Here is a 22,877-nt window from a genome sequence, read left to right on the forward strand (position 1 = left end):
ACGTGGTTCAGGTCAGGCAGATCAGTTCTTTACCCAGCCCGTGTAGGTGGCGACGTTTTCCTTGGTGATGGCCGGGGTCGGCAACAGCACCATGGTTTGCTTCGGCGTGCGGCCGTTCATGATGTCGTAACCCATCTGCACGGCGTCGGTGGCCATGCGGTACGGGTTTTGCGCCGAGGTGGCGGCAAACAGGCCGGCCTTGTTTTTCAGGGCGTTCTGGCCATCGGGCGCGCCATCGACTGCCGTGATCAGTTTCACGTCCGTGCGCTTCGATTGCTTGATCGCCAGTTCGGCGCCGATACCGGTCGGATCATTGATGGCGAACACGCCGTCGATCTTCGGATGGGCCGTCAGCAAGTTCGACATCACGGTCATGCCGCCGTCGCGGCTGCCGCCGGCGTTCTGGTTGTCGGACAGGATCTTGATATCCTTGAACGCGGCCAGGGTTTTCTTGCAGCCATTCACGCGGTCGATCACGGACGTGACCGGCGGGCCGTTCAAAATCACCACATTGCCTTTGCCGCCGATCTGCTTGGCCAGGTAGGCGCACGACACGTCGCCAGCCATGGTGTTGTCGGACATCACGGTGGCCGAAGCGCCCACGGCGCCCACGTCAACGGCGATCACGACCACGCCCGCATTGCGCGCTTTCTTGATGGCTGGCGCGATGCCCTTGGAGTCGACGGCGTTCAGGATGATGATGTCGGTCTTGTTGGCGATGAAGTTCTCGATCTGGTCCACCTGGGTGTTCAGGTCATACTTGCTGGACACTGTGGTGACTTTCACGCCAGGGCCACCGAGCTTTTTCGCGCTTTCTTCCGCGCCGCGGCCGATGGCGACAAAAAACGGGTTGGCCAGGTCGCCCACGCTCACGCCGATCGATTTCAGCGGTTTGTCAGCAGCGAAAGCGCCACAGGCGGCGGACAGCAGCAGGGAGGCGGTAATGACTTTTTTCATGAGGATCTCCAAGGGTTTTTATTGTAAAAAACAAACGGTGCTACGGGTAAAAACGGGGTGCAAACTTATTGATTGCGTAATTTCTCGATCATGGCGTCCAGCTTGCCCGCATCGACGGCAAAGCCGCGGATGCCTTCGGCAAGTTTCTCTGTCGCCATCGCGTCGTCGTTCAAGGCGTAGCGGAAAGCGGCTTCGTCATACGTGATGGCCGGCTGCGCCGCGCCCAGGTCGCCGCCCAGGGCGCGCTCGAATGGTGCGTCAAGCGCTTCGAGCTTGGCCAGCAAGTCGGGGCTAATGGTCAGCAAGTCGCAGCCGGACAGGGCCGTGATCTGCCCCACGTTGCGGAAGCTGGCGCCCATCACTTGCGTGGCGATGCCATGTTGTTTGTAGTAATTGAAGATGCGCGTGACCGACTGTACACCTGGATCGTTGGACAGGCTGCGCGCCGCTTCGTCCCATGCCGCGCCCAGCGATTTTTTATGCCAGTCGTAGATGCGGCCCACAAACGGCGAAATCAGGCGCACTTTCGCGTCGGCGCAGGCAACGGCCTGGCAAAACGCGAACAGCAGAGTCAGGTTGCAAAAGATGCCGTCTTTTTCCAGCTCGCGCGCTGCCTGGATGCCTTCCCAGGTGGCGGCAACCTTTATCAGCACGCGCTCGCGCTGGATGCCGGCTTGCTCGTACAGGGCGATCAGGCGGCGTCCGCGGGCGACGGTGGCATCGCGGTCAAAGCTCAGACGGGCATCGACTTCCGTCGATACGCGACCCGGCACTACCTTCAAGATTTCCAGGCCGAAGCGCACCAGCACCTGGTCGACGATATCGTCCAGCGCAGCGTGCTTGTGCGCGGCGACCGTGCTTTCCAGCAAGGGCGCGTAATCGGGCTGCAGCACGGCTTTTAAAATCAGCGACGGGTTGGTGGTGGCGTCTTGCGGCGCGAAGCGCGCCAGTTGCAGGAAGTCGCCCGTGTCGGCGACGACGGTGCTGTGTTGTTTCAATTGTTGCAGCTGATTCATTACTATTCCTTATCACTGAGTTGGTGCAAGGCTTGCACGGCGGGAAACAGGCTACGGTAGCGGCCGTAACGGATGCTCAAGGCTGCGCTGTGCGCGGCATCGGGCAAGAAAGTGTTTTTGATGGGTAACTCTTGCGTCAGCAGGCTGGCGTCACCGATGGCGGCAAAGCCCAGCTTGGCCGCCCCCAGGCTGGCCGACAATTCGCTGTTGTGAAGGGTGCGCATTTCGCGTCCCAGCACATTGGCCAGCAATTGCGCCCAGTACTGGCTGCGCGCGCCGCCGCCCACCAGCATGCAGTGGGGAACGACGGCACCTGTCGACGTGACGGCCGCCATGGCGTCGCGCAAGGCGAAGGCCACGCCTTCGAGCACGGCGTAGCCGAGCTGCGCCGGCGTGCTGTCATGGCCCAGCTGCAAGAAGGCGCCGCGCACTTGCGGGTCGTTATACGGCGTGCGCTCGCCCGACAGATATGGCAGGAACAGGGGCGCGGACGGGGCGACGGGGGTATCGAGCGGCAAGCCCGCTTCCACCAGCGCCAGCAGGGCTGCCTCGTCGGACTGGCCCAGCACGCCCGTCGCCCAGCGCAGGCAGCTGGCACCCGACAGGATCGCGCCCATCGCATACCAGCGGCCGGGCAGGGCGTGGCAAAAGCTGTGCACGCCGCCGGCCGGATTGCCCAAAGGCTGTTCTGTGACTGAAACGATGGCGGCGCTGGTGCCCAGCGAGATAAAACTGTCGCCGCCATTGACGGCGCCGATGCCCACGGCCGAGACGGGGTTGTCGCCGCCGCCGCCCGCCACCACCACGTTTGCTGGCAAGCCCAGCTTGTCTGCCATGGCCGCCAGTACCGTGCCCGTGGCGGCGTCGCCTTCGGCCAGCGCCGGCATCTGCGCCAGGGCCAGGCCGCAGGCGGCCAGCATGGGGGCGAACCAGGCACGGTTGGCCTCGTCCAGCCACAGGGTGCCAGCCGCGTCGGACATGTCCGTCAGTTTGATCCCCGTCAAGCGCAGGCGTAGATAGTCTTTCGGCGACAGCAGGCAGGCGATGGCGGCAAAGGCGTCTGGCTCGTGCGTTTGCAGCCACAGCAGTTTCGGCGCCGTCAGGCCTGCCATGGGCAGGCTGCCCGTCACGTCCGCATACGCGGGATAGTCGCGCGCCAGGCTGGCCGCCTCGGCTTCGGCGCGCGCATCGTTCCACAGGATGGCGGGGCGGATCACGTTATCGTTGCTATCGAGCAGCACGGCGCCATGCATCTGGCCCGACAGGCCGATGCAGGCGATCTGTGCGTATTCCTGTGGCCAACTGGCGCGCAGCTGGCCCAGCGCGTTGACGCAGGCGGCCCACCAGTCCTGCGGCGCCTGTTCGGACCAGCCTGCTTGCGGGCGGCTGGTGTCGATGCGCACGGAAGCCTGGCCGCGCACCTTGCCGGTGCTGTCCATCAGCACGGTTTTCAGTTCAGAGGTACCGAGGTCGATACCGAGGGAAATCGCTGGATGCATATTGTTTGCTGTAAAAGGTCAGGGGCAGCCGCAGGAATTGCGTACGCGCAAGGTTGGCGACAGGCGCTGCACGTGCTGGGCGCGGTCGGGATGGGCGATGCGGTCGATCAACAGGTCGACGGCCATGGCGCCCAGCTCTTCCAGCGGCTGCGCCATCACGGTGAGGCGGGGGCTGAAATAATCGGCCCAGTCGAAATCATCGAAGCCGGCCAGCGCGACGTCTTGCGGTACCGCAATGTGGGCGTCGCGCAAGGCATGCATGGTGCCGATGGTCATCAGGTTATTGCCGGCCACGATGGCTGTCGGGCGCTGTCCGGCGGGTAAGGCCAGCAATTCGCGCGTGGCCGCGCCGCTGCGCTCCAGGTTGGAATCGCCCGAGCGCAGCAGGTCCGCATCGAAGGTGATATTGGCGCGCTGCAAGGCCAGGCGGTAGCCGTCGATACGCTCGTCCGTCGTGGACAGGCCGGGCGCGCCCGCGATGAAGCCGATGCGGCGGTGGCCGTGGGCCGCGATCAGATGGCTGACCAGTTGCGCCGTCGCCTCGACGTTTTCCACGCCCACCTGGTCGAACGGCTGTGGCGACATCCGGTCGACCAGCACGGAAGCGATCTTGTTGCTGGTTAAATAGTCGAGGGCGCGGTTGTGCGGATCGCCGGACGGCGCCAGCACGATGCCGTCGACCCGGCGCTGATGCAAGTTCTGCACCACCTTGAGTTCCTGCTCGGGATCGTCATGCGTATCGGAAAACAGCATCATCAAGCCATGACGCGTGCAGGCCGCTTCGATGGCGCGCACGGTTTCGCTGAAGTAATGATTGGTGAAGGCGGAAATGGCAACCCCGATGGTGCCCGACGAGGAACCGGCCAGCGCGCGGGCCAGCATGTTCGGCACATAGCCGATCTGCTGCATGGCCGCGTTGACGGCGGCGACGGTTTTCGGGCTGACCTTGCGGGTGCCGTTGACTACGTGAGAGACGGTCGACAGCGATACGTCCGCCGCCCGCGCTACATCTTCCATGGTGGCCATGGTGTCTCCTGAGGTTTTTTTTATTATTGTGTGCTGCGATAGTGTGCGGCTGTGTCGCCGCGATTGAAGCTATCGTAAACAAAAGAAAGCGCTTGCGCAAGCGCTTTCTTTTTTTGCGCGAACGATGTTTTGCCAAGGCAAGGAAGCCGCGCAGGAGGGACGGGATGCGGAAACAGGGCGGAGCCGGACGGTGCCGGCCCCGCAAGAATTACTGAATTACCAGCTCATGCAATTCGCCGGGAGAGTCCGGGAACAGTTTCACAACGGTGGAAGTGCGCGTGCCGTAGCCCGGCGTTTCGATGCAGACGGCGGACAGTACGCGTTCGAGGTCGAGCGGCACACCTGTGTCCGGCAAGCGGAAGTCGGGCGCGCGCGTGGTGTCGGCCAGCATGTCGAAATACGCTTCATCGGGCGCACCCTGGCATAGCAGGCTGGCGAACTGGGCCTTGGTCTTCAGGACTTTCGGCCACGGCGCGTCGAGCAGGGCGTTCGACAGGCCGTAGATGCCCGGTTCCAATGGCTGGCCATTGCGCGCATCGCCATCGCCCCGGTTGGAAAACCAGATCAGGGTATCCGCATCGCCCAGCACCAGATTAAAACCGTTGTAGGCTGTGCATCCGGGGCGGATTTGCGCGATGTAGTCTTGCGGCGACATGTTGCCGGCCAGATAGTCGGCCACCAGGGCGCCGCGCGAGGGGGCGTCCGGATCGCGGTCTTGCGGGCTGCGGATATTCGTGATGGCGGCAAAGCGCGAGCTGCCGCTGCCGGCTTGGGTGATGCCCATCCAGCTGCCGCCCGCCTGCAGGTCGCGGCCTGCATACACTTGCGGGTGTTCGGCCCAGGCGCCGGCGGGGGCGCTGGCGCGTTCATAGAATTCGTCGCGGTTGGCGGCGGCAATCAGCGGGATGTGCGGATTGACTTTCCAGGCAAAAACGATCAGGCACATGGAGGCAAATCCATGAACACTTCCGTATGGCGCGCGCCGGCCGTCAGGGACAGCAAGCCCGCTTCGTCGGATGCGCTGGCCAGCAGTTCCGTAAAGCCTTCGCCGACGACGGGATAAATTTCCATCCACGTCTGCAAGCCATCCTTGGCGTCAGGGCGGCGCTTCAATTGCGGCGCCACGCCGGACGCGGCCGCCAGTTTCGCCTGCAAGGCACGCACCCGCGCTTCCAGCGCCTGGGCGTGCTCTTCCTTAACTTGATAGTAAATGTACAAATCTTTCATAGCATTCTCACAAGTCGAGTGCGTCTAGCACGTAAGGCATGGACAGGAACTGCACGTGAGCGCCCTGGGCCGAACCGTAGCGCACGGCGCCGGCGGCACTTGCACCTTCTTCGATCGCCCCCAGCTTCATTTCGACGAGGGCGTCAATGCCGCCTTCACCATTGGGCGCGGCGTTGACGAGCATGCCGCAAGGCTGATCCGGATCGCTGACGGCGAACAGTTCGCCGCCGGCCACTGCCGAGGGATCGGCGATGCTGACGAGGGTGGTGCGGCGCTTGAGCTTGCCCAGATACTGGCTGCGCGCGACGATTTCCTGGCCCGGGTAGCAGCCTTTCTTGAAATTGACGCCGCCCAGCAGCTCGAAGTTGACCATTTGCGGCACGAACTGTTCTTGCGTGGCGGCCGTGATCTGCGGGATGCCCGCGTGGATTTCCGACAATTGCCAGGCGTCATTGCCGCCCTTGGCCAGCTGTTGCGTCAATTGCGGCCACGCGTCGCGCGCCGTGGCGGCCGACGTCAGCCATTCATAGCGGGCGCTGCCAAAGGCATCGGCCACGCGCAGCAGCGTGCCCAACGGGTTATCCACCTTGCTGAACGGCGTGGCGGGCAGGGTGGGGAACCAGGCGGATAGGGCCGTGCCGGCAAGTTTGCCGCCCAGGCCCAGGACGACCTGGTTCGCGTCGTCAAAGGACGCATCGTGCAGCTTGGCCTTGGCGCGCAGCACGAACATCTGCAAGCGCTTCTGGATGGCTGGCTGTATGGCGCGCGGCAATTGCAGATAAATGGTGGTGGCGTTGCGCCACATCAGGAAACTGGCCAGCATCCGGCCCTTCGGCGTGCAGTAGCCGGCCAGGCGCACTTGCTCTTGGCTCAGGTGTTCCACATCGTTGGTCAGCTGGCCGTGCAGGAAACTGGCTGCCTCGTCGCCGTTCAAGCCGATCAAGCCCTGGTCCGTGATGGCCGCGACAAAACCGTCTTGCAGCTGGGGCACTGTCAGGGACTGGCCGAAATCGGCGATAGGGGCGGCGGCGAGGGGAGCGCTGCTGTCAGGCGCGCCATCGATGGCAACGGGGCGGGCGCCTTGGGCGGTTAAAAATTGATTCCAGTTATTCATAATTTCCATTAGATCAGCGATTAAGCATTATCATTACGGGTTCATTATAGTGATGTCGCGCAGATTGCGTCGGCAGCGGCAAGATTGCCAGTGTTGGCGCCGCTTTGCGCGCACTTGCTTCACAAATGAACGATCATAACAAGCGGACGTTGGCCATCAGCGCCCGCATCACAAGAATCGGAACAATGGCTTTCTTTAAAAAACTTGTAGTCAGCTCAGTCATCGCCGCCATCGGCGTCGGTGGTACTTTTGTGTACTGGGCGCAGCAGCCCATCACCACGGACGGCGAAGCGATTCCGTTTACCATCGCGCCGGGCAGCGGCGCGCATGCGGCCGGCCAGCAGATCGCGGACGCGGGCGTGCCCATCGTGCCCATCCTGTTCAACATGCTGGCGCGCATCGAAGGCAAGACCTCGAAGATCAAGGCCGGTTCCTACGAGTTGAAACCGGGCACCACGCCGCAGCGTTTGATCACGCAACTGGCGCGCGGCGAGTTCGCGCAAGAGTCGCTGACCATCATCGAAGGCTGGACCTTCAAGCAGATGCGCCTGGCGATGGCGAATCACCCTGGCCTCAAGCACGATACCGTGGGCCTGTCCGACAAGGAACTGATGGCGAAAATCAGCCCGGAATACATGTTGCCGGAAGGCTTGTTCTTCCCGGACACGTATTTGTTCGCCAAGGGCGCCAGCGAAATGCAGATTTTCAAGCAGGCGCACACGGCCATGATCGGCCGCTTGTCCGAAGCGTGGTTCAAGCGCGATCCGGCCTTGCCATATAAAAACCCGTACGAAGCGCTGATCATGGCTTCCATCGTGGAAAAGGAAACGGGACAAAAGTCCGAGCGCGCCATGATCGCCGGCGTGTTCGTCAACCGCTTAAAAACAGGCATGCTGCTGCAGACGGACCCGACCGTGATCTATGGCATGGGCGATAGCTACCAGGGCAAGATCCGCAAACGCGACCTGGAAGCGGACACCCCGTACAATACCTACACGCGCGGCGGCTTGCCGCCCACGCCGATCGCCCTGGCCGGCGCGCAATCGCTGACGGCGGCGCTGGCGCCGGCCCGCACGCAGGCGCTGTATTTCGTCGCGCGCGGCGACGGCACCAGTCAGTTCTCGGCCAACTTGCCCGACCATAACCGCGCCGTGAACCAGTATCAGCGTTAATATCATTACAAGATTAAGAGTTTCATGACACAACACTATCAACCCCGCTTCATCACCTTCGAAGGCATCGATGGCGCGGGCAAGTCGACGCATATCGGCTTTGTGACCGACTACCTGCAGCAACGGGGCGTGACCCTCGTTTCATCGCGCGAACCGGGCGGCACCAGCCTGGGCGAAAAGCTGCGCGAACTGCTGCTGCATGAAAAAATGCATCTGGAAACGGAAGCCTTGCTGATGTTCGCCAGCCGCCGTGAACACATCGCGCAAGTCATCGCGCCCGCCCTCGAACGTGGCGAGTGGGTCATTTCCGACCGTTTCACCGATGCCAGCTTCGCCTACCAGGGCGGCGGACGGGGCATGGACTTGCGCAAGATGGAAGCGCTGGAAGCGTGGGTGCATCCGCACTTGCAGCCGGACCTGACGTTTTTGTTCGACGTGCCGCTGGCCGTGGCCAGAGCCCGCCTGGACGCCACGCGCGCGCTCGACAAGTTCGAGCAGGAACGATCGGACTTCTTTGCCGCCACACGCAACGAGTATCTGCGCCGCGCAGCCCAGTTCCCGGAACGCTTCCGCCTCATCGATTCCACGCAAAGCATTGCCGATATTCAAGTGCAACTCGCGCAACTGCTTGATGTTTTGCTTGAAAAAAGTATTGCAACACCTTGATTTGCAAAGAATAAAATGACCAGTACTCTCTATCCGTGGCAACAGGACGCTTGGCAGCAATTGCAAGCCTTGCGCCCACGCATGCCGCACGCCATTTTGTTCCATGGCGCGCAGGGCATCGGCAAGGCCGACTTCATCGAGCATTTCGCGCAAGCGCTGCTGTGCGAAGACGTGCGCGCCGATGGTCATGCCTGCGGCGCCTGCGCCTCGTGCGGTTGGTTTAGCCAGGGCAACCATCCCGATTACCGCCGGGTCCGTCCGGAAGCGCTGGAAGACGACGTGGCGGACGACGGCGAAGAGGGCGAAGGCGCCAAGAAAAGCGCCAAGACCAAGACGCCGTCGAAAGACATCAAGATCGAGCAGATCCGCAATCTGGCCGACTTCATGAACATTTCCACGCACCGCCAGGGCTTGCGCGTGGTGGTGCTGTACCCGGCCGAGGCGCTCAATACGCCTGCCTCGAACGCCCTGCTGAAAACGCTGGAAGAGCCGCCGCCGGGCACCCTGTTCCTGCTGGCATCGAACAGCCTGGACCGATTGCTGCCGACCATCCTGTCGCGCTGCCGCAAATTCGCCTTGCCCATGCCCAGCCACGAGCAAGCCTTGACGTGGCTTAAGCAACAAGGCTTGAACGATGCGGACAGCTGGCTGCGCGAGCAGGGCGGCGCGCCGCTGGCCGCGCTGGCCCAGTCAGAATCGGGCGGCCGCGAAGAAACGGAACAGTTGCTGCAGGTGCTGGCCAACCCCGGCGTGGAAGCGGCCCTGAAGGCGGCGGACAAATTGCAGAAGTCCCCGCTGGCGCCGTTGGTTGCTTCATTGCAGCGCTGGCTGTACGACGTGTTTTCCGTCAAGCTATCCGGCACCATCCGCTACTACCCGCGCCACCGGCGGGAGCTGGAAGCGCTGGCCGGACGCATCAACGTGAGCCGGCTGATGGCCGCCATCAAGGCCGCCAACGAACGCCGGGCGATTGCCGAACATCCCTTGTCACCCAAGCTGTTCCTGGAAGACATGCTGCTCGACTACGCATCCAGTTGCCAATAAAATCAAGCGCTTGCGTTATCAAGTTAATCCAGATTGTACGCTTCTTGGCCTGCTTGGAATGGCTTAGCCGCAAGCACTTCACAGGCTTCCCCGTTTGCCACGCTTGGCTCCCCGGTGATACAGTCATGGCACTGGACAGCAACGGAGGCGGGCATGAAACGAGTCACTGGCATCGGCGGCATCTTTTTCCACGCGCAAGACCCGGCCGCGCTGCGCGCCTGGTACCAGCGCCACCTGGGCCTCGACGTGCAGCCGTGGGGCGGCGCCGCTTTCAGCTGGACGGACGCCGAAGGCAAGCCGACTGGCGGCACCACCATCTGGTCCGTCGCGGCCAATGACAACGAACAATTCGCGCCCGGCAAGGCATCTTTCATGATCAACTACCGGGTCGACGACCTCGACGCGCTGCTGCAAGCCTTGCGCGACGAAGGCTGCAACGTGCTGGAAAAGGCACCCGATTCCGAGTATGGCCAGTTCGGCTGGGTCATCGATCCCGAAGGCAACAAGGTGGAGCTGTGGCAGCCGCCGCAGGGGCAGTAGGCGGACCACGCGGGAGTCGTCAGCAACAGGATGGATTTGCACCTTCACTCTGCCAGATTCCGCTCCCTCCGGTACAATCCCGCCTTATGTATATCGATTCCCATTGCCATATCAATTTCCCCGAGCTGGCTGCTCGCATGCCCGAGATCCTGGCCAAGATGGCCGAGAACAAGGTGACCCATGCCTTGTGCGTGTCCGTCGACTTGCCGGACTTTCCACAGGTGCTGGCCTTGGCCGAGCAGTATCCGCATATCTTCGCTTCCGTCGGCGTGCATCCCGACTACGAGGACACGCCTGAACCGTCCGTGGAAGACCTGGTGCGCCTGGCCGACCATCCGAAGATCATCGCTATCGGCGAGACGGGCCTCGACTATTTCCGCCTGACGGGTGACCTGGAGTGGCAGCGCGAGCGTTTTCGCACTCACATCAAAGCTTCAAGAATCACGCGTAAGCCTTTGATTATTCACACAAGATCGGCTAGCGAAGACACCATACGCATCATGCGCGAAGAAGGCGCGGGCGTGTCGGACGGCGGCGTGGCCGGCGTCATGCATTGCTTTACGGAATCGCTGGAAGTGGCGCGCGCCGCCATCGACATGGGCTTCTATATTTCGTTTTCCGGCATCGTCACGTTCAAGAGCGCCAAGGATCTGCAGGCCGTGGCCCTGGAAGTGCCGCTCGAGCGCATCCTCATCGAAACGGATTCGCCGTACCTGGCGCCCGTGCCGTTCCGCGGCCGCATGAACGAGCCTGGCTACGTGGCCCACGTGGCGGAATACCTGTCGACCCTGAAAGGCATACCGCTGGCTCAGGTGGCGCAGCAGACGACGGATAATTTCTTCAATTTATTCAATCAGTTGCCATAACTTCTTAAGGTCAGACATGATGAAAAAACTTGCGCTGGCGATGCTGCTGTGCTGCGCCACCGCCAGCCACGCGGCGCCGGAACCGGACGCTTTCTTCCGCGCCGTGTCCGTGAATAACGTCAGCGGCGTGCGCAGCATGCTGCTTGACGGCATGAATCCGAACCAGCCTGACGCGCAGCGGGGCGACATTCCCCTGGTGCTGGCCTTGCGCGACGATGCGGACCGGGTTTTCCAGGTACTGCTCGACGCGCCCGGCATCGACATCGAAGTCCGCTCGGCCAATGGCAACACGGCGCTGATGATGGCGGCCTACAAGCACAAGCTGGACGCCGTGAACGCCTTGCTGGCCAAGGGCGCCAAGGTCAACCAGAGCGGCTGGACGGCGCTGCACTATGCGGCCTCGGCGGGCGACTTGCCCATCATGAAGATTTTTCTCGACCGCGACGCCGTGGTCGATGCGCGCGCCCCTGCCAACGTCACGCCGCTGATGTTTGCCGCCCGCGAAGGGCAGGAGGGCGCCGTCAAGCTGCTGCTGTCCTGGGGCGCGGACGCCAGCCTGAAAAGCGACCATGGCTGGACGGCCGTGCAGTTTGCTCAGGCGGGTGACAAGCCCGGTGTAGTCGCCATCATCGAAGCGGCACAGAAGGCGCGCGCAGCACGTAAATAAGCAGATGCAAGTCATGCATTAATTTCAATACTTTCCATGCCAGCGCTGAAACTGGCATGGAATTGCCTCTCACCTCAGCCCTTTGTTCTCCTTGCCGATTAACGATAATGATCGTGTCGCATTAATCAGGAGATACGTCGCATGGGTCATCACCTCACCGTCAGGCGCCGGCTGTATTGTCGCCGCCCCTCGCGCAGTCCGTGCGATATCACTGCTTTCTGGAATGACAAAACCGATCGGCCATCGGAGCCAGACTCCAAGAGGACAGACATGCTGAATGAACGAGAAATCGAGAGTTGTTATCTGGGGCAATTTATCCCCGTCCATTACCACCACAATATGTTGATGGACCAGAACCGCATGCACGGGTTCAAGTCGGCGATCGATTACGCGGTGAAGCCTGGCATGAAAGTGCTGGAGCTGGGCGGCGGCACGGGCGTGCTGTCGTGGTTTGCGGCCGCGCGCGCCGACAAGGTTTGGTGCGTGGAGTTCAATCCGGACATGGTCAAGGAAGCGCGCAAGATGCTGGCGCTCAATCCCAACGGTGAAAAGGTCGAAGTCGTCCATGCGGACGCCTTCGAATACCTGCCGCCAGAGCCCGTTGACGTGGTCATCTGCGAAATGATCCATGTTGGCATGCTGCGCGAAAAGCAGGTGGAAGTGATCGAATCGTTCAAGCGCCGTTACCTGGCCCGCTTTGGCGGCCCGCTGCCTATCTTCCTGCCCGAAGCCGTCATCATGGCCGTGCAGCCGATGCAGCAGGAATACGATTTCGAAGGCTTTTATGCGCCCATCGTGCAATTCCAGGAAACCACGGCCATCCATCCTGGCGTGCTGGAACTGGCGCCGCCTTCCGTCTACAGCATCATCGACTTCAGCCAGCCGACGGACAGCGTGTTCGGCTTTGACGGCAAGTTTGTCGTCGAGCGCAGCGGTACCTTGAACGCCTTGCGTTTCGTCACTAAGAACATTCTGGCCGTGGTGCCCGAGCGCTCGACCACCATCGACTGGCTGAACCACTACATGTGTTTGCCGCTGGCCACGCCGGTGGCCGCGAAGGCGGGCGACGTGCTGCAGGTGAGCTTCCAGTACCGCGCCGGTGGCTCGATCCCGTCGCTGGAAGCATCGATCCGCGCCCAGGTTATCTATGACGTGAATCTTCAGCCCGCTACGCAGAACGCCGTGTATGCATAAGCATCGTTAATTCCAAGGCAACGCCGCAGCGATTTCGTCCTGCGGCGTTTGTCCATTCAGGGTATATTTCGTCTTTTACCCACTGGACAGCTTTACTATCATGGAACAGATCGATCAGCGTTACCTCGTGCAACAGAACAAAATCAGCGATGGCGAGACCAGGCCACCCGTGTTTGCCAAGGTAATGCGCAGCAAGGAAGGCGTGTTTGAAGGCGTGTCCTTCATCAAGTCGAAGGAAAAGGCCACCATCATGACCATCGAAGATGCCAACCAGGCCATCAAATGGGCCACCAGCAAGAAGCCGAACGCGCATGAATACATCACGAAAGTGATTTGCGTCGGTCAATAAGCCCCCGTTCATTCCCGTTTTTGCGCCGTTCATCCCCGTAGCACGCAGTTCATCGCATGGCCGTTGCCGCCGTGGCGGCACTTTTATATAGTGCTGTCACGGTAGCGGGGCAAGCACAGCTTGCTCCGCACATTTCATTCTAGGGGGAACGCGATGCTGGGATTCGTGCTGTGGTTGCTGCTCTTGCTGGTGTGCTGGCCCCTGGCCTTGCTGGCGCTCGTGCTGTATCCGCTGGCCTGGCTGCTGTTGCTGCCATTCCGTTTGATCGGCATCGGCGTGGAAGGCGTCTTTGAATTGCTGCGCGCCATCGTCATGCTGCCTGCCCGCGTGCTGGGCGGCGGCCGGCGCTAAACCAGATATTTCCCATAAAAAATGGCGCCCTCGGCGCCATTTTTGTTTGCGTGACTGTGTTGCTTACAGGTCGACCATGAAACCGGCGCCGATCGATTTCTGCGAATAGTTGTAGTCGATCAAGCTCTGGCCATAGCCGGAGAAAAGTTGCAGATAGCCTTTCAGGTTGGCCTTCAAGGGGAAAGCCCAGCTGGCCTGCATGGAGCCATGCTTCTTGCTGAAATTGCGGCGGGCCGTCACGGCGTATTCATGCCCCTTGTTGCGGTAGCTCACGCGCAAGTCGCCATGTCCCATGTAATCGGTGATGTCGATATTGTCGTTGTCGGTCTTGCCATTGTCGAGGCGGTGCCAGACGCGCGCCGCGACGGCCAGGTTGTCCTTCTCCATGCCCAGCTCGGCATACACGCGGTTCCAGCTTCGCGACAGCGTCGACGTCTGTCCGTTGGACTGGTGCACGAGGCCAAAGTTCAGGTAATTGAACTCGATGCCCGCGAAATTCTTGTTGATCGGCATGACCAACATCAGTTCCGGCTGGTAATTGGTCTCGCGGAACGGGCTTGAGGCCTTGCGGTTATACGCCTGCCAGAAACTTTGCTGCGTGTAGCCGAACCACATGTCGATGGGCGTGCCGGCGATGTCTTCCAGCAGCTTCATCTTGAAGCTCAGCTGGAACGTCAATTCCACGTGCTGGCTCTTGATGCCGGCCGGCGTGAAATCCTGGAACGGTTCGTCGTTGGAGGCGTCGCTGTAATTGGCCAGCAACAGATAGGTGTCGCGGTGCGGACGGAAATTGAACAGGCCGCGCTTCGAGGCGTCGTTGAGTTCCCAGGACTGTTGCGTGCGGGAAATTGGTGCTTCCGGTGGCGCCGAGCCTGCCTGTGCGATGGCGGGAATGGCGGCGTTGACGGCGTCCGGCGTGGCCACGCCAGGCGGGCTGACAAACGTGAGCGGGGCGACTTCGGCGGCGGCCGCCAGGGTGACAGCGGCGGTGGCGGGATCGCCGCCGGCCGCGATGGTGGCCTGTTCCGCTGCCTTGGCCAGGGTGTCGAAGCAGCCCAAACGGGCGCTGGCGTCACCAAGCACGGCGCAACGCTGCATTTGCTGTTCCAGTTCGCCGGCCATGGCCAGCGCTGGCGACGCCAGCAGGGAAGTGAGGATTATTTTTCTTAGTCGGATAGTCATAGGCTGAGTGGGGCATGTCGTTCGGTGCGCACCTGGGCTGCATGCCGGCGGCGTCGCCTTGCACGATAAATCACCGTGCGTCTTGATCCTGATTAATCTTTGTTAGATTAATAGAGTTGAAAGTATAGCTGAATCGCACATTTCCCCCTGCGTCCCTGACGTGCGCGCGGAGGACAGTGTTGTGCGCTTGGTAAACAGCCTGCTGCCGTACCGCCCAAATCGATGTCTGCTACACTGGAAAACCGGCGCAAACCCAGTGAGGCCGGGGCTAGCCATGGAGATTGTGATGACCCGCAAAACACCTATCGAGCGCTACCGCAACATTGGCATCAGCGCCCATATCGACGCCGGCAAGACCACCACCACCGAGCGCATCCTGTTTTATACGGGGGTCAATCACAAGATCGGCGAAGTGCACAATGGCGCTGCCACCATGGACTGGATGGAGCAGGAGCAGGAACGGGGCATCACCATCACCTCGGCCGCCACCACGGCGTTCTGGAAAGGCATGGCCGGCAACTTCCCCGAACACCGGATCAACATCATCGATACGCCCGGCCACGTGGATTTCACGATTGAGGTGGAGCGCTCGATGCGCGTGCTCGACGGCGCCGTGATGGTCTACGATGCCGTCGGCGGCGTGCAGCCGCAATCGGAAACCGTCTGGCGGCAAGCCAATAAATACCATGTGCCGCGCATCGCCTTCATCAACAAGATGGATCGCGTGGGCGCGGATTTCTTGCGCGTGCGCAAGCAGATCGCCGAGCGCCTGAAGGGCGTGGCCGTGCCCATCCAGCTGCCCATCGGCGCGGAAGAGCATTTCACGGGCGTGATCGACCTGTTGAAAATGCGCGCCATCACCTGGGATGACGCCAGCCAGGGTGTGCAGTTCAGCTATGGCGAGATTCCCGCCGAGCTGCTGCCGCAGGCGCAGGAGTGGCATGACCACATGGTCGAGCACGCGGCCGAAGCCACGCTGGACATGACGGAACGCTACCTGAATGGCGACACGTTTACGGAAGCGGAGCTGAAACAGGCCTTGCGCGCGCGCACCATCCGCAACGAGATCGTGCCCATGTTGTGCGGCAGTGCCTTCAAGAACAAGGGCGTGCAGGCGATGCTCGATGCCGTCATCGAATACCTGCCGTCACCGATGGAAGTGCCGCCCATCATGGGGCACGACGAGCACGACAACGAGGTGGAGCGGCATCCCACGGATGAGGAATACTTTTCCGCGCTGGCCTTCAAGATCATGACGGACCCGTTCGTGGGGCAGCTGACGTTCTTCCGCGTGTATTCGGGCGTGGTGAACTCGGGCGACATGGTCTACAACCCCACCAAGAGCGCGCGCGAGCGGCTGGGGCGCATCCTGCAGATGCATGCGAACGAGCGCAAGGAAATCAAGGAAGTGTATGCGGGCGACATCGCCGCCGCCGTGGGCCTGAAAGCCGTCACCACGGGTGACACCCTGTGCGCCATCGACCACATCATCGTGCTGGAAAAGATGATTTTCCCGGAACCCGTGATCTCGCAGGCGGTCGAACCAAAGACCAAGCCTGACCAGGAAAAGATGGGCATCGCCCTGAACCGTCTGGCGCAGGAAGATCCGTCGTTCAGGGTGCATACGGACGAGGAATCGGGCCAGACCATCATGTCGGGCATGGGCGAGCTGCACCTGGAAATCCTGGTCGACCGCATGCGGCGCGAATTCGGCGTGGAAGCCAATGTGGGCAAGCCGCAGGTGGCGTACCGCGAAACCATCACGCGCGCGGTGGAAGACGTGGAGGGCAAGTTCGTCAAGCAATCGGGCGGACGGGGCCAGTACGGCCACGTGGTGCTGAAACTCGAACCCTTGCCGCCAGGCACCGGTTATCAGTTCGTCGACGCCATCAAGGGCGGCGTGGTGCCGCGCGAATTCATTCCGGCCGTCGACAAGGGCATCGTCGAAACACTGAAGGCTGGCGTGCTGGCCGGCTACCCGGTCGTCGACGTGAAGGCCACCTTGACGTTCGGTTCCTACCACGACGTCGATTCGAACGAAAACGCGTTTCGCATGGCCGGTTCCATTGCCTTCAAGGAAGGCATGCGCAAGGCGTCGCCCGTGCTGCTGGAACCGATGATGCAGGTGGAGGCGGAAACGCCGGAAGAGTTCATGGGCAACGTCATGGGCGACTTGACGGCCCGGCGCGGCATGGTGCAGGGCGTCGACGATATTCCCGGCGGCGCGGGCCGCATCGTCAAGGCCCTGGTGCCGCTGGCGGAAATGTTCGGTTACTCGACAACGCTGCGTTCGCTGACCCAGGGCCGCGCCACCTACACGATGGAATTCAAGCACTATGCGGCCGTGCCCAAGCATATACTCGACCAGGTGGCCGCCGCGGGCAAAGCCAAGTAACTGGATCAAACCCGCAAAGCAGAGGCCGGGGTCGTACCCTCAGGGTACGACCCCAGTCCTTGCCGTTGGGTTTAACGTGCAAGATTCTGCGCAATGATGGCATCGGCCATCTTCTCCGCCTCGTCCACCGGCTGGCTCAGGGCCTGGGTCGTGTAGACAGTGCTGGCTACCATCGGCTGGTCCAGGGTCGCGCCTTCGCCATGGCTCGTGTCCACCGTCACCGTGGTCGACAGACCGATGCGCAGCGGGTGGGCGGCCAGTTCCTTCGGATCGAGCGTGATGCGCACGGGTACGCGCTGTACCACCTTGATCCAGTTGCCCGTGGCGTTTTGCGCCGGCAGCAGGGAAAATGCGCTGCCCGTGCCGGCCGACATGCCCAGCACCTTGCCGTGGTACACCACCTTGCTGCCATATAAATCCGTTTCGATGGTCGCCGCCTGGCCAACACGGATATTGCGCAATTCGGACTCCTTGAAGTTCGCATCGACCCATAATTGATCGAGCGGCACGATGGACATCAGGGGCGTGCCCGGCGTTACGTGGCTGCCCAGTTGCACGCTGCGCTTGGCGACATAGCCCGAAACGGGCGCAACGACGGCGTTGCGGCGCACGGCCAGCCACGCTTGCAGCACGTCACCCCTGGCCGACAGCACGGCCGGATGACTGGCCAGGTTCACGCCGGCCACGCCCGATTTGGCCGACTCGGCCTGGCGCTGCGCCACCGTCAACGCCGCTTTCGCATCGTCGACGGCCTGTTTCGCATGGGCCAGGTCTTCGCCCGAAATCGTCTGGTCCGCCGCCAGCGGCGCGCGGCGAGAAAGGTTGCCTTGCGCCGTGGCCAGGGCCAGCCGGCGCTGCTCGATGACGGCGTCGTACTGTGCCACGTTCGCATAGCGTTCGCGCTCCTGACGCACGACGTTGCCCAGTCGCGCCTGCGCCTGGCTCAGGGCCAGGTCCGCATCGATGGCGTTCAGGGTGATCAGCGGCGCGCCCGCCTTGACCATCTGCGTCTCGTCGGCGCGGATGGCGTCGATATTGCCCGTCACTTGCGCGGACAGGGTGACCAGGTTGCCGCCCACGTAGGCGTTGTCCGTGACTTCTTCCTTGGCCAGCACCAGCTGGTAATATGCGGCCCAGGCCGCGCCCGCGACGAGGAAGGCGGCCGTGATGGCGATGAGGACGGCCTTGCGCTTGCCCGGCTGTTCGGTGGGGGTGGTCGTTGCTGTGGTATCGCTGCTCATGATGTGTTCCGTAATCGATGGTTATTGTTTGCTGGCGCTGTCGGCGAAATCGCTGCTGCCCCGGTAGCCGCCGCCCAGCGCCACGCTCAGGCTGATTTCCGCGTTCTGGCGCTGGTTTTGCAGCTGCATGCCCAGGTCCACCTGGCCGCGCACGGTCATTTCCGCATTCAGTTGCGTGGCGCGGTCGGCCAGACCTTGCTTGAGTCGCGCATTCGCATTGCGCAATTGCGCTTCGCTGGCGCGCAGGTTTTCCTGCTGCAGGCGCAGCTGGTTTTCCACGCCTTGCACCCTGGCGCCGGCCTGCGCCACGTCGCGCACGACGTTGAAGACATTCTGGTTGTAATCGGCGATCAGTTCGTTGCGTTCGCTGCGCGCGCCACCGAGCTGCGCCTGCAGGCGGCCGCTGTCAAACAGGGGCAAGGACAGGGCCGGGCCGATGAACAGGGTGCGGCTGCCGGACTGCAGCAGCTTGCCCAGCTTGATCGCATCGAGGCCGAACGAGGCACCCAGGTCGATATCGGGGTAGAACGATGCCTGCGCCGCCTCGATGTTGCTCATGGCCGCCTGGACTCGCCAGCGCGCCGCCTGCAAGTCGGGCCGGCGCGCCAGCAATTCCATGCCCAGCTTGCCGGGCAGGGCGTGCGGTAGCGGCTGGGCCTGCTTCGGCTGCAGTGTCGCCAGGACCGTGCTGTCGGCGCCGAGGAGCGCGCGCAAGGCTTCGCGTTCCGTGACGATCTGCGTTTTCAGCAAGGCAATCTGCTGCTGCAGCAGGCTCAAACGCGTTTGTGCGGACAGGTGGTCGTCGCTGACGCCGAGGCCGTTGACGATGCGTTTTTCCTTGTCCAGCACCAGCAGCTGTTGCAGTTGCACCAGCGCATGCAGGTTGTCCATGCGAGCCCAGCCGTTTTGCATGCTGAAATAATGGCGGGCGATCTCGGCGGCCAGCATCTGTTCCGCCATCGCGTATTCGGCGCGGCGCGCATTGACTTCGCCGAGGCTGGCCGCGATCTGCGCCTTGTGCTTGCCCCACCAATCGAGGTCGTAATGGGCTTGCGCGCCCACGGTGATTTCATTGTAGTAATTGCCGCCGATGGGGGCCGGCATCAGGCCATTGCCCGAATAGCGCTGGCGGCTGGCATTGGCGCCCAGGTCGATCCTGGGGCCGCGCTGCGCATGCTGCGCGTCAAACGTGGACAGGGCCGAGCCGATGCGGGCATTCGCCACGTCCAGGCTGGGGCTGGCGGACAGGGCGTTTTCAATCAGCTGATCCAGCTGAGTATCCTGGAACTGGCGCCACCATTGTGCGGCGGGCCAGCCGTCGCTGGCCAGGTGGATGTCGGCCGCCAGCTGTATCGTGGCCAGGTCTTGTTGCGGCAACTGTTGCGTGTCGGGCGGGATGCTGGCGCAGCCGGCCAGCGACAAGCTGAGCGCCAATATGCGCAGGGAGAGTTTCATAGGTGTGTGCATGAGGGTTATTCCATGGCCGCGTGGTCGACCACGACAGGCGCATTCTTCTTCGGTGGTTTGATCAGGAGCAAGAGCGGCAGCACGAGGATGGTCAGCCACATCATCAGCCAGAAGTCGTCGAGGTAGGCGATCATCGACGCCTGCCGCGTGATTTCGCCATTCAGGGCTGCCATGCCGGAAGCCGTACCCAAGTTGTAGACGCTGGCAATGGCGGGGTCGTGCAGGGCAGGATTGGCGATAGTGATGTGTTCCGTCAGGGACGCATGGGCGATCTGCGTATTGCGCACCAACAAGGTTTGTACGAGCGCGATGCCGATGCTGCTGCCGATATTGCGCACCAGGCTGTAGATCGCCGTGCCTTCCGCCCGCATCTGCGGCGACAGGGTGGCAAACGTGGCCGCGCTCAGGGGCACGAAGACGAGGCCCAGGCCGATGCCCTGGATGATGCCGTTCCACACGACCGTTTTCGGCACCAGGTCCAGGGTGAAATTGGCCATCTGCCACAGCGAGAACGCCGTGATGGAAAAGCCCACGCCCAGCAGGATGCGCGTATCGATCTTGCCCGTCAGCCTGCCGACGATCAGCATGGCCAGCATCGTGCCCAGGCCGCTGGGTGCCGTCACCAGGCCCGCGATGGCCGCCGGGTAATTCATCAAGCCTTGCAGCATCGACGGCGTCAGCGCGCGGGTGGCGAACAGCACCATGCCGACGATGAAGATGAACAGCAAGCCGCTCACATAGTTCGAGTTTTTCAACAGACGGTAATCGAGGAAGGACTTGCCGGCCGGGCGCAGGGCCGTGTGGGCGATGAAATAGCACAAGCTCATGGCCAGCACGATGGCCTCGATCCACGTTTCGGTGGAAGAAAACCAGTCGTTCTGCTCGCCCCGGTCCAGCAGCATCTGCAGCGCGCCGATCGACAGGCTGAGCGTTGCAAAGCCGAACATGTCGAAGTTCATGCGGCGGTTCGGCGGGTCCTTGCGGATGTAGTGCCAGATGCCATAGAAGGCCATGGCGCCGATGGGGATGTTGATGAAGAAGACCCAGCGCCAGCTGTAGCTGTCCGTCAGCCAGCCGCCCAGTGTCGGTCCCAGGATGGGGCCGATCATCACGCCCATGCCCCAGATGGCCATGGCCGAGCCATGTTTCTCGCGTGGATTGATGTCGAGCAATACTGCCTGCGACAGCGGCACCAGCGCCGCGCCGAACACGCCCTGCAGCAGGCGCGCAGCGACGATCTCGGACAGGGTGCCGGACAGGCCGCACAGCACGGATGCGAGCGTGAAGCCGGCAACAGACACGAGAAAGGTGTTCTTCTGGCCGAAGCGGTCGCACAGCCAGCCCGTCAGGGGCGTGGCGATGGCGGCGGCAACGATGAAGGAGGTCAGTACCCAGGTGATCTGGTCTTGCGAGGCGGACAGGCTGCCCTGCATGTGGGGCAGGGCGACGTTGGCGATGGTGCCGTCGAGCGCCTGGATGATGGTGGCGAGCATGATCGAAATCGTGATCATGCGCCGGTTCAGGGTGGGGTCTTGTGAGGCGGGCAGCGCCGGTGTGGCGCTGGCTGTGGCCGAACTCATGCGGATTTCTCCGTGGCCGCCTGTAACGCTTCCAGCAGTTCGGTGGCTGCCCGCAGCTGATCGGGAGCTATGCCCTGCAGCAGTTCCTTGCGGAAGCCATCCGCTTCCTTGCGCACGGTGTCATACACCTGCATGCCCGCCTCGGTCAGCACGACGAGTTTCACGCGGCGATCCGTTTCCGATGGCTGGCGCTGCACGAAGCCCGATTTCACGAGCCGGTCCAGCATCGACACCATGGTGGGGTTTTCCACGCCCAGTTGATGGGCCAGCTCGCTTTGCGAGGGCGGCTGCGGCGACTTGGCGATCATGGCGATGCACATCCAGCTCGCTTGCCCCAGGTCCAGGTCCTTCAGGCGCCGGTCGATGGCATGGCGCCAGCCGCGCGCCGTCTTGTGGAGGGCGGCGGAAAAGCGCTCTTCGATAGAAATCATAAAGTAAGTCGTCTAATGGTTAGGTATCTAACTAATATTCTAGCATGCTGGTTTGGCCGACGTACAGGCCTTCCCGTTTGTCGGCGCCGCTGGTACATTAGTGCCAGTCCATCACCATCAGGAGAGCGCCATGACCACCGCAGAACAGAAGCAGGACGGACAGCACCGCGACAGCAGCGACTTTGTCATCACGCAAACCTTCGACGCGCCGCGCGAACTGGTGTTTCAATCGTGGGTGGAGCCGGAGCGCCTGGCGCAGTGGTGGGGACCTGTCGGCTTCGAATTGAGCGTGCTGGCGCTGGACTTGCAGCCGGGCGGCATTTTCCACTACGGCATGCGCGCCGATAATGGCTACGAGATGTGGGGCAAGTTCACCTACCAGTCTATCGAAGCGCCTGAACGCATCGTTTCCATCCTGTCGTTTGCGGACAGGCAGGGTAATGCCGTGCAGCATCCTGTCAGCGCCACCTGGCCGCTGGAATCGTTCAATACCATGACGCTCACGGAAGAGAATGGCAAGACGACGATGACGTTACGGTCCACGCCGCACAAGGCCACCGATGAGCAGCATGAGACTTTTGTCCAAGGGCATGAGTCGATGACGGAAGGCTTCAAGGCTACCTTTGCCCAACTGGCCCAGTACCTGGCACGTGTTCAGTAATATTTAAGAACAGCGGGCCAGAGCCGCGGGCCTGAGAAAATGTCCATGGCTGCGTTGCTTGGTCTCGCCGTACATGCGTACTGTCTTCGCCCGCGCGCCTTGCCCTGGCCATTTTTCAGGCCCGCTGGGCCCGGGGGCCTTTGTTTGGGGCGCGGGCGTGTTCTTGCTGTCGTTGGCGGTTTGCGGTTGAGGAAGGTCTGCTTACGCCCCATTGCAGACGTTCGCGTGCTCG

The 22,877-nt window shown here is 62.1% G+C and carries 23 protein-coding genes; 11 read left to right on the plus strand and 12 right to left on the minus strand.

The genetic code is table 11. The annotated features are described in order from the left end of the window. Window positions 1-21: 21 nt before the first annotated feature. From SJI03_RS26500 to SJI03_RS26530, 7 genes are all read right to left on the minus strand, one after another. Entirely contained in the window at window positions 22-957 is a 936-nt protein-coding gene (locus SJI03_RS26500) for an ABC transporter substrate-binding protein (RefSeq protein ID WP_077404737.1), read from the minus strand. Between the two features lie 65 nt (window positions 958-1,022). Then, a complete protein-coding gene (gene tal / locus SJI03_RS26505) occupies window positions 1,023-1,973 on the minus strand; it encodes a transaldolase (RefSeq protein WP_099377190.1) in 951 nt (316 codons plus the stop codon). 2 nt (window positions 1,974-1,975) lie between these two features. Continuing rightward, window positions 1,976-3,460 carry a xylulokinase gene (gene xylB / locus SJI03_RS26510; protein WP_322429255.1) on the minus strand — a complete coding sequence of 495 codons (1,485 nt, stop codon included), beginning with the start codon at window positions 3,458-3,460 and terminating at the stop codon, window positions 1,976-1,978. Between the two features lie 30 nt (window positions 3,461-3,490). After that, window positions 3,491-4,498 carry a LacI family DNA-binding transcriptional regulator gene (locus SJI03_RS26515; protein WP_322429184.1) on the minus strand — a complete coding sequence of 336 codons (1,008 nt, stop codon included), beginning with the start codon at window positions 4,496-4,498 and terminating at the stop codon, window positions 3,491-3,493. Between the two features lie 208 nt (window positions 4,499-4,706). Further along, window positions 4,707-5,444, minus strand: coding sequence for an NRDE family protein (locus SJI03_RS26520; RefSeq protein ID WP_099377187.1), 738 nt, complete (start codon window positions 5,442-5,444; stop codon window positions 4,707-4,709). Continuing rightward, window positions 5,435-5,725 (minus strand): DUF4936 family protein, encoded by a 291-nt coding sequence (locus SJI03_RS26525; protein WP_034784600.1) that lies wholly within the window; start codon window positions 5,723-5,725, stop codon window positions 5,435-5,437. The genes SJI03_RS26520 and SJI03_RS26525 overlap by 10 nt, the downstream gene beginning before the upstream one ends. Window positions 5,726-5,732: 7 nt before the next feature. After that, on the minus strand, window positions 5,733-6,848 hold the full coding sequence (locus tag SJI03_RS26530; protein ID WP_322429185.1) for a folate-binding protein: 1,116 nt from the start codon (window positions 6,846-6,848) through the stop codon (window positions 5,733-5,735). Window positions 6,849-7,024: 176 nt separating this feature from the next. Between SJI03_RS26530 and mltG the strand changes: the two genes are divergently transcribed. From mltG to SJI03_RS26575, 9 genes are all read left to right on the plus strand, one after another. After that, window positions 7,025-8,011 carry an endolytic transglycosylase MltG gene (mltG, locus tag SJI03_RS26535; RefSeq protein ID WP_099377185.1) on the plus strand — a complete coding sequence of 329 codons (987 nt, stop codon included), beginning with the start codon at window positions 7,025-7,027 and terminating at the stop codon, window positions 8,009-8,011. A 24-nt stretch (window positions 8,012-8,035) separates the two neighbouring features. Next, window positions 8,036-8,677: a dTMP kinase gene (tmk, locus tag SJI03_RS26540; protein ID WP_099377184.1), complete on the plus strand. Its 642-nt coding sequence runs from the start codon at window positions 8,036-8,038 to the stop codon at window positions 8,675-8,677. A 15-nt stretch (window positions 8,678-8,692) separates the two neighbouring features. Next, window positions 8,693-9,721 (plus strand): DNA polymerase III subunit delta', encoded by a 1,029-nt coding sequence (locus SJI03_RS26545; RefSeq protein ID WP_322429186.1) that lies wholly within the window; start codon window positions 8,693-8,695, stop codon window positions 9,719-9,721. Between the two features lie 153 nt (window positions 9,722-9,874). Continuing rightward, complete coding sequence (locus tag SJI03_RS26550; protein ID WP_322429187.1) at window positions 9,875-10,261, plus strand: VOC family protein; 387 nt, start codon at window positions 9,875-9,877, stop codon at window positions 10,259-10,261. Window positions 10,262-10,347: 86 nt separating this feature from the next. Then, complete coding sequence (locus SJI03_RS26555; protein WP_322429188.1) at window positions 10,348-11,127, plus strand: TatD family hydrolase; 780 nt, start codon at window positions 10,348-10,350, stop codon at window positions 11,125-11,127. A gap of 16 nt (window positions 11,128-11,143) precedes the next feature. Further along, complete coding sequence (locus SJI03_RS26560) at window positions 11,144-11,794, plus strand: ankyrin repeat domain-containing protein (protein WP_322429189.1); 651 nt, start codon at window positions 11,144-11,146, stop codon at window positions 11,792-11,794. A gap of 270 nt (window positions 11,795-12,064) precedes the next feature. After that, entirely contained in the window at window positions 12,065-12,988 is a 924-nt protein-coding gene (locus SJI03_RS26565) for a methyltransferase domain-containing protein (protein ID WP_322429190.1), read from the plus strand. A gap of 100 nt (window positions 12,989-13,088) precedes the next feature. Then, a complete protein-coding gene (locus SJI03_RS26570; RefSeq protein ID WP_099377178.1) occupies window positions 13,089-13,337 on the plus strand; it encodes a hypothetical protein in 249 nt (82 codons plus the stop codon). Between the two features lie 153 nt (window positions 13,338-13,490). After that, window positions 13,491-13,688 carry a hypothetical protein gene (locus tag SJI03_RS26575; RefSeq protein WP_034784591.1) on the plus strand — a complete coding sequence of 66 codons (198 nt, stop codon included), beginning with the start codon at window positions 13,491-13,493 and terminating at the stop codon, window positions 13,686-13,688. 63 nt (window positions 13,689-13,751) lie between these two features. On the opposite strand, the gene SJI03_RS26580 is transcribed toward SJI03_RS26575, so the two are convergent. Then, window positions 13,752-14,870 carry a phospholipase A gene (locus SJI03_RS26580; RefSeq protein ID WP_233516062.1) on the minus strand — a complete coding sequence of 373 codons (1,119 nt, stop codon included), beginning with the start codon at window positions 14,868-14,870 and terminating at the stop codon, window positions 13,752-13,754. 286 nt (window positions 14,871-15,156) lie between these two features. Between SJI03_RS26580 and fusA the strand changes: the two genes are divergently transcribed. Then, a complete protein-coding gene (gene fusA / locus SJI03_RS26585) occupies window positions 15,157-17,265 on the plus strand; it encodes an elongation factor G (protein ID WP_322429191.1) in 2,109 nt (702 codons plus the stop codon). Between the two features lie 71 nt (window positions 17,266-17,336). On the opposite strand, the gene SJI03_RS26590 is transcribed toward fusA, so the two are convergent. Genes SJI03_RS26590 through SJI03_RS26605 form a run of 4 tightly spaced genes read right to left on the minus strand, consistent with a single transcriptional unit; the run spans window position 17,337 to window position 21,984 of the window. Beyond that, window positions 17,337-18,506 carry an HlyD family efflux transporter periplasmic adaptor subunit gene (locus SJI03_RS26590; RefSeq protein WP_322429192.1) on the minus strand — a complete coding sequence of 390 codons (1,170 nt, stop codon included), beginning with the start codon at window positions 18,504-18,506 and terminating at the stop codon, window positions 17,337-17,339. A 21-nt stretch (window positions 18,507-18,527) separates the two neighbouring features. Continuing rightward, complete coding sequence (locus tag SJI03_RS26595) at window positions 18,528-19,973, minus strand: efflux transporter outer membrane subunit (protein WP_322429193.1); 1,446 nt, start codon at window positions 19,971-19,973, stop codon at window positions 18,528-18,530. Window positions 19,974-19,978: 5 nt separating this feature from the next. After that, window positions 19,979-21,553, minus strand: a complete 1,575-nt coding sequence (locus tag SJI03_RS26600; RefSeq protein ID WP_322429194.1) for a DHA2 family efflux MFS transporter permease subunit — start codon at window positions 21,551-21,553, stop codon at window positions 19,979-19,981. Next, on the minus strand, window positions 21,550-21,984 hold the full coding sequence (locus SJI03_RS26605; RefSeq protein ID WP_322429195.1) for a MarR family transcriptional regulator: 435 nt from the start codon (window positions 21,982-21,984) through the stop codon (window positions 21,550-21,552). Before SJI03_RS26605 ends, SJI03_RS26600 begins: the two co-directional genes overlap by 4 nt. Before the next feature lie 130 nt (window positions 21,985-22,114). On the opposite strand from SJI03_RS26605, the gene SJI03_RS26610 reads away from it, so the two are divergent. Beyond that, window positions 22,115-22,645: an SRPBCC family protein gene (locus SJI03_RS26610; protein ID WP_099377172.1), complete on the plus strand. Its 531-nt coding sequence runs from the start codon at window positions 22,115-22,117 to the stop codon at window positions 22,643-22,645. Window positions 22,646-22,877 lie beyond the last annotated feature (232 nt).

This window comes from Janthinobacterium sp. GMG1 (assembly GCF_034427795.1).
In the GTDB taxonomy this organism is placed as follows: Bacteria; Pseudomonadota; Gammaproteobacteria; order Burkholderiales; family Burkholderiaceae_D; genus Janthinobacterium.

Excerpts from the sequence above, each read along its gene's own strand:
- SJI03_RS26530 (WP_322429185.1), bottom strand. The coding sequence starts at position 6,848 with ATGGAAATTATGAATAACTGGAATCAATTTTTAACCGCCCAAGGCGCC.
- SJI03_RS26570 (WP_099377178.1), top strand. The coding sequence starts at position 13,089 with ATGGAACAGATCGATCAGCGTTACCTCGTGCAACAGAACAAAATCAGC.
- tal (WP_099377190.1), bottom strand. The coding sequence starts at position 1,973 with ATGAATCAGCTGCAACAATTGAAACAACACAGCACCGTCGTCGCCGAC.
- SJI03_RS26565 (WP_322429190.1), top strand. The coding sequence starts at position 12,065 with ATGCTGAATGAACGAGAAATCGAGAGTTGTTATCTGGGGCAATTTATC.
- SJI03_RS26605 (WP_322429195.1), bottom strand. The coding sequence starts at position 21,984 with ATGATTTCTATCGAAGAGCGCTTTTCCGCCGCCCTCCACAAGACGGCG.
- SJI03_RS26580 (WP_233516062.1), bottom strand. The coding sequence starts at position 14,870 with ATGACTATCCGACTAAGAAAAATAATCCTCACTTCCCTGCTGGCGTCG.
- SJI03_RS26575 (WP_034784591.1), top strand. The coding sequence starts at position 13,491 with ATGCTGGGATTCGTGCTGTGGTTGCTGCTCTTGCTGGTGTGCTGGCCC.
- SJI03_RS26595 (WP_322429193.1), bottom strand. The coding sequence starts at position 19,973 with ATGCACACACCTATGAAACTCTCCCTGCGCATATTGGCGCTCAGCTTG.
- SJI03_RS26555 (WP_322429188.1), top strand. The coding sequence starts at position 10,348 with ATGTATATCGATTCCCATTGCCATATCAATTTCCCCGAGCTGGCTGCT.
- mltG (WP_099377185.1), top strand. The coding sequence starts at position 7,025 with ATGGCTTTCTTTAAAAAACTTGTAGTCAGCTCAGTCATCGCCGCCATC.
- SJI03_RS26610 (WP_099377172.1), top strand. The coding sequence starts at position 22,115 with ATGACCACCGCAGAACAGAAGCAGGACGGACAGCACCGCGACAGCAGC.
- fusA (WP_322429191.1), top strand. The coding sequence starts at position 15,157 with ATGACCCGCAAAACACCTATCGAGCGCTACCGCAACATTGGCATCAGC.
- SJI03_RS26550 (WP_322429187.1), top strand. The coding sequence starts at position 9,875 with ATGAAACGAGTCACTGGCATCGGCGGCATCTTTTTCCACGCGCAAGAC.
- SJI03_RS26560 (WP_322429189.1), top strand. The coding sequence starts at position 11,144 with ATGATGAAAAAACTTGCGCTGGCGATGCTGCTGTGCTGCGCCACCGCC.
- tmk (WP_099377184.1), top strand. The coding sequence starts at position 8,036 with ATGACACAACACTATCAACCCCGCTTCATCACCTTCGAAGGCATCGAT.
- SJI03_RS26600 (WP_322429194.1), bottom strand. The coding sequence starts at position 21,553 with ATGAGTTCGGCCACAGCCAGCGCCACACCGGCGCTGCCCGCCTCACAA.
- SJI03_RS26545 (WP_322429186.1), top strand. The coding sequence starts at position 8,693 with ATGACCAGTACTCTCTATCCGTGGCAACAGGACGCTTGGCAGCAATTG.
- SJI03_RS26590 (WP_322429192.1), bottom strand. The coding sequence starts at position 18,506 with ATGAGCAGCGATACCACAGCAACGACCACCCCCACCGAACAGCCGGGC.
- SJI03_RS26500 (WP_077404737.1), bottom strand. The coding sequence starts at position 957 with ATGAAAAAAGTCATTACCGCCTCCCTGCTGCTGTCCGCCGCCTGTGGC.
- SJI03_RS26515 (WP_322429184.1), bottom strand. The coding sequence starts at position 4,498 with ATGGCCACCATGGAAGATGTAGCGCGGGCGGCGGACGTATCGCTGTCG.
- SJI03_RS26525 (WP_034784600.1), bottom strand. The coding sequence starts at position 5,725 with ATGAAAGATTTGTACATTTACTATCAAGTTAAGGAAGAGCACGCCCAG.
- SJI03_RS26520 (WP_099377187.1), bottom strand. The coding sequence starts at position 5,444 with ATGTGCCTGATCGTTTTTGCCTGGAAAGTCAATCCGCACATCCCGCTG.